Raw genomic sequence first — 14643 nt, 5'->3', positions numbered from 1 at the left:
TCTAAAGAGTTTTTACTTTAAAAGCTTATACAACAGCTCCCGAAAGTTCTCCGGGGGCTTTTTTGCCTCTGGTAATCATCTCTCCGGCTTTTTTACCCTTTGAGGTAAGGGCTATAAAGTAGGAAGCAATATAAATAGACGAATAAGTGCCGCTTATAAGACCTACGATTAATGCCAGAGCAAAGTCTTTCATTGAATCGGTAGTGAATACATAAAGGGCTACAACCGCCGCCATCGTTGTGAGGGTTGTAATAATTGTTCTTGTAAACACCTCACTCAAAGCCTTATCCAAAACTTCATTACATTCAAGCTTGGGTTCAAGGTTAATCTTTTCGCGGATACGGTCAAAGATAACGATTGTATCGTTTATAGAATAACCGATAATCGTAAGAATTGCCGCTATGGTTGTCGAGTTAAACTCCATCTGAGTCCACGAGATAAACATAATCATGATTATAGTATCGTGGAGAAGGGCTAATATCGCGGCAAGCGAAAAATTCCACTGGAAACGGAACATGGCGTAAACAAATATTAAGACCAAGGCTCCTCCGACCAATAAGATTGCTTGCTTAGCCAATGAAGAAGAAAAGCGCGAACCTACAAAGTCTGTTCCCATAACTGCAATGTTTTCAGGCCCATAGGCTGCATCCAAGGCAGAGCTTATAATCGCACGCAATTCTTTGTTTGCATTTTCATATTTTCCGTCATCGGCAAGTCTTATCTGAAAATACCTGTCTTCAGGTACTCCCAATTGCTGAACAGAAACTGAGGGTATTGAAGAAAGAGCGTGGCGAACTTCGTCGGTGCTTATCGGTTTTAAACCCTTATCCAAATTGTGAAGTCTGAACACATCAGCCGAAAGCCGGGGAGAGGACTCCGAATCTGAAAATAAATCTTTAAGAAGCACATTTCCCGAAGCGATGGTTTTTACCTTTAAACCTTCGATTTGTGAGATGCTGTCGGCAAACTCCTGAATAGTCGGATTATCGGCAAAATTGAAAACATAGGACTTATTTTCACCATCCAAAGAAGTGGTTGTGATAGAAATATCCGATATGTTTTGCGAAAATGAAACCGTTAAAGGGCCTTCATATGATAGTTCTACTGCCGTAGGTGCTATTTTTACCTTTTCGATAAAACCTGCTTGAAAGTCTATACCGAAATTTATACCTTTGGTAAAATAGCCTACAATTCCAAAAACCATGAGACCTATACTGAGAATAATGCCCGGAATGAAAAATTTCGAAAAACTAATTATTTTTTTCATTTTCTAACTTCCTCCAGCTGATATGAATCTTATTTAATTTTAGGGTTTGTGTTCCGAAGTCGAATATTAAGCGTGAAACAAATAAGGCGGTAAAGACTGAGGATACAACACCTATGGCCAAACTGTATGCAAAACCTTTAATTGGGCCTGTTCCGAGGATGGATAGGAAGAAAGCTGCTATAAAGGTAGTGATATTTGAGTCCATAATAGCAGAAAAAGCGTGTTCAAAACCGGCGTTTATGGCTGCTTCTCTTGTTTTACCTAATTTTAGTTCTTCTTTTATTCTTTCAAAAACTACAACATTGGCGTCTACGGCCATACCGATAGTTAAAATCATACCGGCAATACTTGGTAATGTAAGGGTTAAGTTGAAAGCCGAAAGGATACTGAACATTATATAAAGGTTCAAAATTTGAGCAATACATGCGTTGATTCCGGCTTCTTTGTAAAATACAAGCATGAAGACCAAAACGGCAATTAAACCCCACTGTAAAGCCATAATACCTTCGTTAATTTTCTCATCACCTAAGCTGGCTCCTACAACTTGCTGTGTTTCAAGCTGGAGCGGAACATTTAGCCACGCAGTCCTTAAAACGGTTTTGAGGTTATTTGCCTCTGTTGCGGACATTCCGCTTATGCTTCCTGCTCCTCCCGTGATAGCTTCTTTAAGGTTTGGAGCCGATTTTATCTTGTTGTCTGAAACGATAGCAAGGCGTTTACCTACATTGTTTGTTGTCAATTCTGCAAAGATTTTTGCTCCTTCGTCATCAAGAGAAAAGTTAACAAGAGGATTGTTTGATCTCTGATCTGCTGAAGTATTTACGCTTACCAAATGCTTACCTTCAAGGCCTGCTTGTTTTTTTACGACCAAGAAGGGTTCTCTATCGTCTCTTTCATCGATTCCGTATGCGTCTTTGTGATATACGCCTAAAACCATACAATCCTGAGGGATAATTGAGGGATTTAAGAGGTTGTATTCTGCATCGAATGTTTTTCCGGGGTTGTTTCGGTAGTATTCTCTAAAGGTCTGAGTGGCTTCATCATCCACTATATGAAAAGCCAAAATACCGCGTCCCATGATAATTGAGTTTATCTTATCTGCATCGGCAGCTCCGGGCATCTCGATGTAGATTCTGTCTTCACCTTGACGGCGGATAACGGGATCCGTAAGACCGAATTTGTCGATTCGGCTTCTGAGGGTGTCCATTGCCAAATCCATAGCAGCTTTTTTGGAATCGGCTATAGTTTCGGTACTTGCCCCGTCTGCAGAAATAGCTGCATCTAAGTCGGCTTTGATAATTACCAACATACCACCTGAAAGGTCAAGTCCTAACTTTACGGCATTTGTCTGGTAGTTTTTTATACCCAAAATTGAATCCCTATATGCGGTTTCCAAGAGGGGTTGAGCTGTAGGAATAAACTTTTCTTTGGAAGAAAGTTTAAAGCTGGCTGCAACATCTTGGGCCGTCCATTGGGCCGGAATTTCCATACCGAGAGCCTTTCTTCGGGCTTTTGCCTCTTTAATAAGAGGTGCGTAGTTTTCCGAAAGGGGTTCTTGTGAATTTGATACGGCCATATCGATTAGCTTGTCAACATCAGCTCTGGCCATGTTTTCGGAATAGTCTTTAATCTTTTCTCTGGATGCCAGTGCCAAGGCTTTATCTTCCTGATTTGTCCAAAAATACCATTTAAGGGTAGGATACAGAAAAGCAAAGCACAAAGCAATAACAAGAAGAACAATGATAAATCTAACTCTTTTACTCATTATTTATCTCCCTTTGCGGTTTTAATTTAAAACCGCAAATCGTTTTATTTTGATTCGTTTTGTGAGGCGTTATCGGTGTTTTCGGAATCGTTTGTTTTTTTTCCGAATAAAGGTTTTTTCTTTTCACTTTCGCCGGCAAAATCGGGTTTGGGCGGCTCGTCTTTTAAAACGGCACCTACTGCAGAACGGTTTATTTCGATTTTGCAGTTGTCATCAACTTTTATGATAAGAGTCTTTTCTTTTGTTGAGCTTACAACACCGTGAATGCCGCCGATGGTGATGATTTTGTCACCCTTTTGAAGTTGAGCGATCATTCTTTCAGTTTTTTGCTGTTCCTTTTTCTGTGGGCGGATAAGCAAAAAATAAAAAATAACGAAAACCAAGAGCATTGGTATTAAAAAACCGAAGGAGCCGAAACCGCCTTGAGGAGCTCCTTGCAATAAAGGCATAAAATTCATATAACCCATCCTTTTTTAATGATTTAGAATATAAATATAGGAAAATACAATACCATATTTTTACATATTCAGTCAATAAGAGGTAAGCTTTTAAAAAAGAGTTTTTTTATGTTTAATTTTAAAAAAATATTTTTAAAATTTTACTAAAAATTGCATTTATAAGCATATAATTAAGTGAAAGCGAAGGAACGGCGCCGCGCTTGAGCTTTTACCAACATTATTGAACAAGAGTTCAAATTGAGATTTTTTTTGATTTTTGGAGGTATGAAATGAAATCATTAAATTCGCTTATTATTGAGGGAAACATGGTGAGGGAACCTGTTTTAAAAACTACTGCAAACGGAACAGCTTTATGTACTTTTTCTATTGCTTCAAACAGGAATTATAAAAAAGATGATGAGTTTGTGCAGGAGACTTCCTATTTTGATGTGGAAACATGGGCCAGCCTTGCAAAATTATGTGAGCAAAACGGGGCTAAGGGCAGGGGAGTCCGCGTTGTGGGCAGAATTAAGCAGGACAGATGGGTAGGTACTGACGGCAAAAACTATAGTAAGGTAAAAGTCGTCGCAGAGCATGTGGAATTCAAACCCGTTTTTAAAAATGCGGGCAATAAGGCCGAGGCTAAGGAGGAGGTGCTTATTGAAGAAAAAGTTATGACATTTTAAGGCATAACAATCTTTATTTTGCTGTCAAGGCTTAAAGCCTTGATAGCGCCCTTATTCGGCATATAGTTTTTTTACGATAAAGAAGGCGAGCCTCCGGGGTAAAATCCTATAAAGTAGAAGGAGAAAGGCATAAGTTCCGTCATATGGATAGAAAAATTTTATCTTTCGTTTTTCAGCAAGGGAGGCAACGAAGTTTCCCAGCCTTTTAGGATCCATTCCCTTTTGCTCGTCTTTTTCCATTTTAGAAACGCTTTTTGAAATTCTGCCCTTATAAACATCATCTCCAAGATTTGACTTATTTCTTGCTGCCGTAAAAGGAGTAGCAACATCTCCGGGCATTATGAGGGCGCAATTTACTCCGAAGGGCTGAAGTTCTGCATGAAAGGCTTCTAAGAGTTTTCCCAAGGCAGCCTTTGATGCCGAATAAAAGGCTTGAAAAGGAATTGCAATTTCTCCTGCTATGGAGCTGATTACAAATATCTTTCCGAAAGACTGGGGGCGCATATACGAAGCTGAAGTTTTTATAAACAAAAAAGCTCCGAAAAAATTTACATCCATTTGCTTTTTTGCCTCTTCGAGTCTTGTAAACTCTACAGCTCCCGAAATGCCGAATCCCGATGCGCATACGGCTAAATCAATCCGTCCTTCCTTTTCCCAAATATCGGCAAAAGCCGCTGTCAGTTTTGCTTCGTCCGTAACATCAACTGAAATATGATTAGTTTTATCTTGCGGTAAACCCGCAAATTCTCTGCGGCTCATGGTATACACAAAATAATCTTTTACAATCAGTGCTTTTGTAATTTCAAGACCTATACCGCTTGAGCCTCCAGCGACTATTGCTATCTTTCTCATTGTTTTATTATAGATAAAATTCTTCTTTTCTTCTATCGGCGGGGTTGTAAATATATGCGGATACTTGAAAGTTTATGGGGCTTCATATATACTTGAAAAACCGACTTTAAACTAAAGGAGTTTAAAATGATTTCACGAAATGCAGCTTTTAGAGAATCTAATTTACCGCTCCCTTCAAAACAAACCGGAAAGGTCAGGGATTGGTATTCGCCGGAAGCAGGAAAACGCTTGATTGTAACTACAGATAGGATTTCTGCCTTTGACAGAGTATTGACAGCTCTTCCTTATAAGGGGCAGGTTTTGAACCAACTTTCTCTTTGGTGGTTTGAGAACACCAAGGATATAATCAAAAATCATATAATTTCTTGTCCCGATCCTAACTGCATTCTCGTAACGGAAGTAAAACCTCTTCCGATAGAGGTAATAGTTCGAGGGTATATTACGGGTGTAACTTCAACAGCTCTATGGTACAGATACTCTTTAGGTGAAAGAAATATTTACGGGTATGATTTTCCTGAAGGCTTGACAAAAAATCAGGCCCTGCCCAAACCTATCATAACTCCTACGACAAAAGGCGGCCCCACAGGCCACGATGAGAGGCTTACCTGCGATGAGGTAGTTTCGCAAGGCTATCTATCAAAAGAACAGTGGGACTTTGTGCAAAAAGCGGCTCTTGCCCTTTTTGAGCGAGGTCAAAAAAGCGCAAAAGAAGCAGGCTTAATTTTGGTTGATACAAAATACGAATTCGGCGTAGATAAGGATAATAACATTCTTTTGATAGATGAGGTTCATACCCCGGATTCTTCACGTTACTGGAAGCTCGACACTTATGAGCAAAGATTAAAAGAAGGAAAAGAGCCTGAAAACTTTGACAAAGAATTTGTAAGAATGGCTTATGCCGAAAAAGGCTATCGCGGTGACGGAGAAATCCCCGAACTCGATGAAGACGTCTGGAATGCTGCTATTCAGCTTTATATTACGGCCTACGAAAAATTGACAAAATCAAAATTTGTTCCGGGAGAATATCCTGCCGAAGAGCGCATAGCAAAAAACTTAAAAAAGGCAGGTCTGATGTGAAACCTCTTGTAATAATTCTTATGGGCTCATCCTCGGATATGGGGCATGCGGAAAAGATAGCTTCAGAGTTAAAGACCTTTGGAATTGAATATGCCATCAGAATAGGTTCGGCTCATAAAACGGCGGAGCATGTTGTTTCTATGTTAAAAGAATACGAGGCTCTCGATAGGCCGAAACTCTATATCACAATTGCAGGAAGGAGTAATGCTCTTTCGGGTTTTGTAGACGGTTTTGTAAAGGGGCCGACAATTGCTTGTCCTCCTCCCTCAGATAGTTTCGCAGGAGCTGATATTTACTCTTCACTCAGAATGCCGTCGGGTATTTCTCCTGCTCTTGTTTTGGAGCCTAAAAATGCCGCTCTCCTTGCAGCAAGAATTTTTTCGCTTTATGATAAGGAAATAGCTGATTCAGTAAAATCTTACATGGAATCAAATGTGCAAAAAATAATTGACGACGATTCCAAATTAAAAAAATAAATAAAATAGCAATCATGGTGGAATAAAATGCACAAACGATTTTTTTTAACGGCTGTATTATGCTGTCTTTTTGTAATTGGTCTTTACTCACAAAACACGGAAGAAAAATCCGATGTTTCTTTGTTGCCGGACGGTACGGCTTATAAGATTGAAAGTGTCGAATACAGCATAAAAGGTTTTACTAAAGTTGGGCCTTTGTCGGCTAAAGTGCCTATAGATAAAAACAGAATGTTTACTTCACGGGAAGAATTCGATGCATATATTGCAGGCCTTAATTCCGAATTCAATAATATAAGGACAATCGAAAGCCATGAAATTACTTTTGATTTTTTACAAGCTCAAAATAATATTGTTCCCGTAAAACTTAAAATATCTATCCAAGATACATGGAATATTATAGCTCTCCCTTATCCCAGTTTTGATTCAAACAGCGGTCTTGAGTTTAAACTTAAATTAAAAGATTTTAATTTTTTAGGTTCTCTTGAACCGCTCACAATGGATTTAATATATAATAGAAACAACAATGAAAAGTCTTCTTTTGCATTAGGATCCCGTTTTACACTTCCGTTCCATATTAATCCTGTTAAACTTTTTTGGAGTACAAATGTAGAATTCAAAATAGATCAAGATAAAAATTTCGGATTTGATTTTGAAACAGGATTGAGTACTTCTTATAAATTCGGATTTGATTGGCTTACCTTAAATGCCGGTACTATGCAAGGTGTAAATGTTTCAGCCTCACCGTACAAAAAAGATTATTATCTTACAAACGGATTTTATACATCTCTTGTTTTTGACATATATAAAAATCCCGTGATAGGAACAATTACATGGTCGCCATATTTCGGTATAAAGGGTGACTGGAAATTCAAAAAAATGACTGATGATGAACACAAGGGACTTAATATTCTTTGGTCGCATAGTTTTGGAATGGGAAAAGTAAACTGGGTAAACAATTTTAGACAGGGCTTTAATTTAAAATTTAACAATGATTATAAATATAACACGTACCGTAAAGGTAATGTGGAAGTTTCTTTTGAATTGGAATCTGCCGGATTTTATTCCTTTTTGGATAGGATAGGACTATATGGAAGGTTTGATTTTTATTATAACTTATTCAATAAGACTTCAGAAAAAAGCGGTAAAGTTTTGCGCGGTATTTTAAACAATAGAATTCCAACCGATACTGCCATAAATTTTAATTTTGATTTACCGATAAAAATCGGAGTTTTTAAATGGGAAGAAATTACGGGCGTTTCATGGACTCGTTTTTTCGGGTTTGAGATGCACATATCTCCGTTTGTGGATATAGCTTTGGTTCATGACAAAGCAACAAATACCTATTACAATCCAAAATACGGTTGGTATTCCGGCGGGTTTGAAATAATACTGTATCCGATCAAAATGCGAAGTATTTATGCACGTATAAGTTATGGTCATGATTTGCGTGAAATAAAAAATAAAACAGGCCGCGCAAAGCGTGACGGTAGGCCTGTTTCCGAAATTTTTATCGGGATAGGGCTTCACTATTAAATATGGAGTCAGAATGCGGTTTAGTTCTCATTATAAAATGGAAGGCGACGATATAATCGACTATGTTTTTGAGCACAGTAATTTTTTTGATTCAAATGAAAATTTGGTTTGCGAAGAAATAGGAGACGGTAACATCAATTACGTCTACCGTATTTTCGATGAGGAGACAAAAAAATCTCTTATTTTAAAACAAGCCGACATTCAAACAAGGGTTCGCCCTGACGGATATTTAAATCCCAATAGAAGTGCGCGTGAAGCCGAAGTTTTAAAACTGTATAATGAATGTGCGCCGGATTTTTCTCCAAAAATAATTTATACCGATCCGGTGATGGCTGCAATCATAATGGAAGACATAGGTTCTTATTCCAATTTAAGAACTGAATTAATGAACGGAAAATTTTTTTACGGTATTGAAAAACTGATTGCCCATTTTATCGTAGATACTTCCTTAGCTTCAACCGATTTATGTTTGGGTTATCAAAAAAAATCTCAAGCAGCCTTTAAATTTTATAATCCTGAACTTTGTAAAATTACGGAAGAGTTAGTTTTTACTCACCCTTATAAGGATGTCAGAGGAAGAAATATTTTACTGCCCGAAAATGCCGAGTGGCTTAAAAAAACTTTTTATGAAGATACGAATCTCATTTCAAGAGTTGCTGCTTTAAAAGAGAAATTCAATAATTATCCGCAAGGGCTTATTCACGGGGATTTACATTCAGGTTCTATCTTTGTAAAAAATGAAAATAAAGAAACAAGAATAAAAATAATCGATCCCGAATTTGCATTTTACGGTCCGATAGCTTATGACCTTGGAAACGTTCTGGCTCATCTTCTTTTTGCGCAAGGTTATGCAAAGTATTCGACTTTCTTTGCGGATGAGCAAAAACCGGATTTTTTAATTTGGATTGAAAATGCAAAAGACAACTTGTTTAAATCTTTCTCGGCCTTTGCAAAAGAATTTCTTATTAAGAATATCAAAGATCCGATTTATAAAAACGAAATTTTTATTGATAATTATATCGAGAAGATAAAGATAGATGCTGTTTCTTTTTGCGGTACCGAATTAAACAGGCGGATAATCGGTTCTGCAAAAACGCCTGAAATTACAAGCATAAAAAAAATCGAAAACAGAGTTCTCCTCGAAAGAGAATTAGCCGAACTGGGATGTGCCATGATTTTAAACCCCGAAGAAATTTTACGAGGTCTTTAAGCTTGATGAAGGTGCTTGTTGGTTTAAGCGGAGGCGTTGATTCCGCCATTGCGGCAAAACTATTAATCGATCAGGGGTATGAGGTTACAGGTGTTACAATGCAGCTTCTGCCGAAATTATCCGGCATTTATAAAGAGCAGACTGATGATATTGAAGACGCAAAAAAAGTTGCAGCAAAACTCGGTATAAAACACCTTGTGTACGATATGCGGGAAACTTTTAAAACTGCAATCATCGACTACTTTGTTGAAGAGTACAAACTGGGAAGAACGCCGAATCCCTGCTTTATATGCAACAGTAAAATTAAATTCGGTCTTTTTTTGGAACAAGCCTTAAAGGACGGCTTTGATAAAATCGCAACAGGCCATTATGCAAAAATAGAAAAAACCGAAATTGGCGGAGAGGAAAGATTTTTACTAAGACAGGCTAAAGACAGCCAAAAAGATCAAAGCTACTTTTTAGCTCTTCTTAATCAAAAGAAGCTTTCCCATTCTATTTTTCCATTAGGAGATTTTACAAAAGAAAAAGTGAGATGTATAGCCGAAGAGGCGGGGCTCATAAATGCTCACCGTCCCGACAGCCAAGACATCTGCTTTGTTCCCGATGACGATTACACAAGGGTGATAAATGCCCTCGCAAAGGATTCTTTTAAAGAAGGCAAATTTATAGACACGCAGGGAAAAGAAATAGGCAGACACAAGGGTCTTCAATATTACACGATAGGCCAAAGGCGCGGGCTTGCAATCGCGATGGGCTATCCCGTCTACGTCGTTAAAAAAGAGGCAAAGACAAACACCGTTACTGTAGGCAAGGATGAAGAACTCTTTGCCGAAAGCCTCATCGCTTCAAATGTAAATATAATCTCAAAAAGAATAATAGATAAAGAAATAGACATTGAGGTAAAAACACGCTACCGCCAACAAAAGAAAAAAGCAAAATTAATTCCGCTAAAAACTGAGGAGCTTAAACCTACAGGAAAATTTAAGGTAGAATTTATAGAACCTGAAAAAGCCGTCGCAGAAGGACAAGCCGCAGTTTTTTATGACGAGGATTATATTATCGGCGGCGGCGTAATAGAATCGGTTGAGAGACTTGCTCTTTAATTTTACTACAAGACAAAGTTTAAAAAAAATGATATAATCCCAACATATAGAAGATAAACTATTAGGAGATTTACTTATGATAAAACTTGCAACGATTGCCGGATCGGATGCTTCCGGAGGAGCCGGTTTAGAGGCCGATTTAAAAACTTTTCAGGAATACGGTGTATACGGAATGGCTGCCGTTACGGTAATTGCAACAATGAATCCCGACAAGGAATGGGGGCATGAGGTTTTCCCCCTTGATGAGAATACAATAAGAGCCCAGCTTGAAACTATTTTTAAGGGCATAGGAGTTAATGCCGCTAAAACGGGAATGCTTGCAACAAACTACGCAGTTGAACTTTCTGCCGAGTACCTCAAAAAATATGATGTAAAAAACTATGTTCTCGACCCCGTAATGGTTTGTAAGGGCGGAGATCTTGCCTTAAATCCTGAGCTTAACAACCTTATCATCGAAAAACTTTTGCCTTTAGCAAAACTGATTACTCCTAACCTTTTTGAAGCCGGACAGATTGCCAAAATGCCGACTCCTTCTACAATCGAAGAAATAAAAGAAGCCTGTAAAATTATTCACGGAATGGGAGTTCCCTATGTTTTCATAAAGGGCGGGTCTAAGCTGGAAGGCGAGCAGTCGGCTGTAGATATTTTTTATGACGGAGAACAATTCCTAAAAGTGGAAGGCGGCCTTATCGACACAAAATGGACACATGGAGCAGGCTGTACAACAGCCGCGGCCATCGCAGCCGGTTTAGGTATCGGCCTTGAACCGTATGAAGCCGTAAGAAGAGCAAAGAAGTTTATAACTTTAAGTCTCCAAAACGGATTCCAACTTAATAAATGGGTCGGTCCCGGTAACCCTGCCGCATGGCGAAAGAGCTTTAATTAATTATTAAGAACTATAATGAGCCGTTTTTTAAGATAACTTAGAAAACGGCTTTTTAAATTTATCTTCAATAAAGACATCAATCATCAATTTAATATGACAAATGTCATATTTAAACCTCAAAAAAAATGACAATTTTTACTTTTAAAATTCTAAAAATAAGGTATAATCTATATTTATAGGGGGTAATTATGATTTTAACGGTAAAAAATCTTGTAAAAAGGTACAACGAAAAAACGGCACTTGATCATTTTAACATGGAAGTTAAAGAAGGTGAAATTCTCGGTCTTTTGGGGCCGAACGGATGCGGAAAAACTACAGCCATAAACTGTATGCTTTCTCTTTTAAAACACGGGAAGGGCGAAATCAATATTTTCGGCGAAGAGATGAAGCCCAATGCTCTCCATATCAAAAAAAGGATAGGCCTTGTTCCTCAAGAAGTTTCGGTTTTCTATAATTTTACCGTAAGACAAAATATAGATTATTTTTGCGGCCTTTATGTAAGCAATGCTGCGGAGAGAAAAAAGCTGGTCGATGAGGCGATCGATTTTGTAGGCTTAAATAATTATGCTTCTTTCCGTGCAAAAAAACTTTCAGGGGGGCTTTTGCGCCGCCTTAACATTGCCTGCGGCATAGCTCATAGGCCTGAGCTGATTTTTTTGGATGAACCCACAGTTGCCGTCGATGCTCAAAGCCGCAACTTCATTCTTTCAGGAATAAAGGAACTGGCAAAAAAAGGAAGTACCATTGTGTACACTACCCATTATCTTGAAGAGGTAGAAGAGCTTTGCGATAGAATCATCATAATGGATGAAGGACGAGATATTGCGAACGGAACTTTGGAAGAATTGCACAAGCTGATCCGCACAAGCGAAAAAATGGTTGTCGAATTTGTCGAAACTAAGGATAACCTCCAGGAAGATCTAAAAAAAATCCCTCACGTTTTGGAAGTTAGCAAAAACGGAAACGAATTTTTAATCAGTTTTGAAAATTCGATTAACAACTTAAATGAACTTATCTTATTTATAAACAATAACAACTTGGCTTATACCAAATTATATTCGGAGTTACCCAGTTTAAACGACATTTTCTTGGAGCTTACGGGAAAGGAGTTAAGAGACTGATGAAATTCTTTTTACGCGAAATAAAATATTATGGCATAGATATGCTTCATTCTTTAGACGGAATGTTTTGGACTCTTATATATCCTATTCTCCTGTCCTCACTTTTTTTTGCAGTATTTTCCGCCGTGGGTAATTATGATACGGATAAGATAGCAATAGGTATCGAAAAAAATAATCCCATTTACCATACTCTTCAATTTACAGGAATGTTCAATACAAGCATAATAGACGAAAGTGATGCAAACGAGATGCTCCGTACAAAAAAAATAAGGGCCTTTGTTGAAGCCGATCAATCTTTAAGGCTAAGCGAAGACGGATTATCTCAGACAATAACAAAAACGGTTATAGATCAAATAAAACAAATTGAAGCTTTAGAGATCCCAATCAATTCTTTTGAACACGGTAACAATTATATAGAAAGCAAAAATGAAAAAATGAGTTTGATGATTATCTTGTTCTATTCTCTTTTAGCAATGGTTTCGCTTTATACAATGTTCGGCTCACTGGATATTGCCGTAAAAATCCAAGGTAATATTTCAAAGCTTGGGTCAAGAATCTGTACAACGCCTATTAAGCGCTTTTATTCTTATCTTGCAGGAATTGTATTTTATCTTATTTTTAATCTTACGGCTAATCTCATATATATTTCCTTTGTGCTCTTTGTTTTAAAAATACCTTTTATTACCGATTTTAGACTTACGCTTTTACTCTTGGTTTATGCAAATATTTTTGGATCAGCAGCCGGCTTATTTATAGGTTCTACTCCTATAGGAGATATCCGATCGAAAACTATGATCTGTGTTTTTGCAAGTCTATTTTTAGCCTTTCTATCAGGAATGATGAACCCCGAAATAAAAATATCGCTTGAAAATGCAATACCTATTTTAGGAACGGTAAATCCTATAGCGATTTTTACAACCAATCTTTACAATATAAATATTTTGGGAGAATATAATGCAATATCCGAATTTTTTATCGTCTACACAATAGGTATTGTTATTCTTTTATTGCTTTCATTTATTAATTCAAGGAAGGTGCAATATGACAGTTTATAAAAACTTTTTAAGATTAATTGGGACAAAGGTAATAAGTGCTATTATTTATGTTATTATTTTTTTGTTTATAAGTTTTATGACGTTAAAATCTCAAAACTCTCAGGTAAGCGAATTTGCAGAAACTCCTCTAACCGTAAACATAATTGACCGGGACGGCTCTGAACTATCAAAGCATTTAATCTCTTATTTACAGTCAAAACATAATGTTTCTATCATAGGCGAAAAAAACAAGACTAATGAAGAAATTTTGCGGGAACTTAAAAAAGGCATTTCCTTGCAGAGAATACATGCGGGGCTCATAATAAATGAAAACATGGAAGAAAATGTGATGAAAGGTAAACAGTCCGTAATAAGTTTTAAAGATGACAGAAAAAAATCCGGCTTTTATATAGATCTTCAGGTGAACATGTATTTGGCTTTTGCCGCAAGCGTAAAAAAAGCTCAAGGAAATTTTGATTTTCAAAAAATAGAAGATGCTTTGAAAGTACACACAAAGGTGAATAAGGTTAATTTTCAAAAAAACGCTTCAGCAAATATTTGGTTTAAAGTCTTTTTTAACTTTTTGGGCTGGATAGTTTTTTCGGTTATTCTTAATTCGGTAGGCTGGGCAATGTTCGAGCTTAATAATGAGCGCTTAAAGATGAGGAATAATATCTCGCCCCTTTCTACATTGCGCTTTGTTTGTGAAAACTTTTTAGCTCAATTAACTGTAGTGATTGCAATTCTTTCAATTTTAATAGGCTTTGCCGTTATTACAAATATAACAAGACTTGATAACATTCCTCTTCTATTCTATATATTTAATGCTTTAATTTATACGGCTGTTATTTTGAGCCTCACCTTTATGTTTAATTCTTTTTTAAAGAAGGGTTCGGTTATGGGGATAGTTGGTTCAGTTCTTCCTCTCTCCCTGGCTTTTATTTCCGGAGTCTTTGTGGAGCAGGAATTGCTTCCCGATTTTATTGTAAATATCTCCCGGCTTTTCCCGACATATTATTACATAAGCGCAAACGAATTTACTCAAGTTAATTTATCGATTGACTGGAAAAGCATCGGAATGCTGTTTTTGTTTCTTCTTCTTTATTTTACGATAGGAACTTACTTTTCAAAATTAGGAAGGTCTCAAAGCAGAATAGAATTTACCCAGCAATAAAAAAAACCGATAAGATTTTTAT

The 14643-nt window shown here is 37.2% G+C and carries 14 protein-coding genes; 10 read left to right on the top strand and 4 right to left on the bottom strand.

Annotated elements, in window-relative coordinates:
- Positions 1-25: 25 nt before the first annotated feature.
- The 3 genes from secF to yajC are packed head-to-tail and all read right to left on the bottom strand — an operon-like array spanning position 26 to position 3490.
- Complete coding sequence (gene secF, locus E4O01_RS10850; RefSeq protein WP_253692204.1) at positions 26-1267, bottom strand: protein translocase subunit SecF; 1242 nt, start codon at positions 1265-1267, stop codon at positions 26-28.
- Positions 1251-3032 (bottom strand): protein translocase subunit SecD, encoded by a 1782-nt coding sequence (gene secD / locus E4O01_RS10845; protein ID WP_253692203.1) that lies wholly within the window; start codon positions 3030-3032, stop codon positions 1251-1253. Before secD ends, secF begins: the two co-directional genes overlap by 17 nt.
- 44 nt (positions 3033-3076) lie before the next feature.
- On the bottom strand, positions 3077-3490 hold the full coding sequence (gene yajC / locus E4O01_RS10840; protein WP_253692202.1) for a preprotein translocase subunit YajC: 414 nt from the start codon (positions 3488-3490) through the stop codon (positions 3077-3079).
- 269 nt (positions 3491-3759) lie between these two features.
- Here yajC and E4O01_RS10835 point away from each other — a divergent pair, with 269 nt between their 5' ends.
- Positions 3760-4155, top strand: coding sequence for a single-stranded DNA-binding protein (locus tag E4O01_RS10835; protein WP_253692201.1), 396 nt, complete (start codon positions 3760-3762; stop codon positions 4153-4155).
- A gap of 51 nt (positions 4156-4206) precedes the next feature.
- Here E4O01_RS10835 and E4O01_RS10830 read toward each other — a convergent pair whose 3' ends face one another.
- The gene (locus E4O01_RS10830; protein ID WP_253692200.1) at positions 4207-5007 is read right to left on the bottom strand and encodes an SDR family NAD(P)-dependent oxidoreductase; all 801 of its coding nucleotides are present in this window, start codon (positions 5005-5007) and stop codon (positions 4207-4209) included.
- A 126-nt stretch (positions 5008-5133) separates the two neighbouring features.
- Here E4O01_RS10830 and E4O01_RS10825 point away from each other — a divergent pair, with 126 nt between their 5' ends.
- The 9 genes from E4O01_RS10825 to E4O01_RS10785 all read left to right on the top strand — a co-directional run bounded on the left by E4O01_RS10825 (position 5134) and on the right by E4O01_RS10785 (position 14621).
- Positions 5134-6084: a phosphoribosylaminoimidazolesuccinocarboxamide synthase gene (locus E4O01_RS10825; protein ID WP_253692199.1), complete on the top strand. Its 951-nt coding sequence runs from the start codon at positions 5134-5136 to the stop codon at positions 6082-6084.
- Positions 6081-6560, top strand: a complete 480-nt coding sequence (purE, locus tag E4O01_RS10820; RefSeq protein WP_253692198.1) for a phosphoribosylaminoimidazole carboxylase — start codon at positions 6081-6083, stop codon at positions 6558-6560. The genes E4O01_RS10825 and purE overlap by 4 nt, the downstream gene beginning before the upstream one ends.
- Before the next feature lie 27 nt (positions 6561-6587).
- Entirely contained in the window at positions 6588-8093 is a 1506-nt protein-coding gene (locus tag E4O01_RS10815) for a hypothetical protein (RefSeq protein ID WP_253692197.1), read from the top strand.
- Between the two features lie 13 nt (positions 8094-8106).
- The gene (mtnK, locus tag E4O01_RS10810; RefSeq protein WP_253692196.1) at positions 8107-9303 is read left to right on the top strand and encodes an S-methyl-5-thioribose kinase; all 1197 of its coding nucleotides are present in this window, start codon (positions 8107-8109) and stop codon (positions 9301-9303) included.
- A gap of 5 nt (positions 9304-9308) precedes the next feature.
- Positions 9309-10406 (top strand): tRNA 2-thiouridine(34) synthase MnmA, encoded by a 1098-nt coding sequence (gene mnmA / locus E4O01_RS10805; RefSeq protein WP_253692195.1) that lies wholly within the window; start codon positions 9309-9311, stop codon positions 10404-10406.
- A gap of 76 nt (positions 10407-10482) precedes the next feature.
- Positions 10483-11292 (top strand): bifunctional hydroxymethylpyrimidine kinase/phosphomethylpyrimidine kinase, encoded by an 810-nt coding sequence (gene thiD / locus E4O01_RS10800; RefSeq protein WP_253692194.1) that lies wholly within the window; start codon positions 10483-10485, stop codon positions 11290-11292.
- A gap of 188 nt (positions 11293-11480) precedes the next feature.
- On the top strand, positions 11481-12413 hold the full coding sequence (locus tag E4O01_RS10795) for an ABC transporter ATP-binding protein (protein ID WP_253692193.1): 933 nt from the start codon (positions 11481-11483) through the stop codon (positions 12411-12413).
- Positions 12413-13468: an ABC transporter permease gene (locus E4O01_RS10790; protein WP_253692192.1), complete on the top strand. Its 1056-nt coding sequence runs from the start codon at positions 12413-12415 to the stop codon at positions 13466-13468. The genes E4O01_RS10795 and E4O01_RS10790 overlap by 1 nt, the downstream gene beginning before the upstream one ends.
- On the top strand, positions 13455-14621 hold the full coding sequence (locus E4O01_RS10785) for an ABC transporter permease (protein ID WP_253692191.1): 1167 nt from the start codon (positions 13455-13457) through the stop codon (positions 14619-14621). Before E4O01_RS10790 ends, E4O01_RS10785 begins: the two co-directional genes overlap by 14 nt.
- The last annotated feature ends 22 nt before the right edge of the window (positions 14622-14643 follow it).

It is taken from the genome of Treponema sp. OMZ 790 (assembly GCF_024181285.1).
Lineage (GTDB): Bacteria > Spirochaetota > Spirochaetia > Treponematales > Treponemataceae > Treponema_B.
This window is presented reverse-complemented; position numbering and strand designations above follow the sequence as displayed.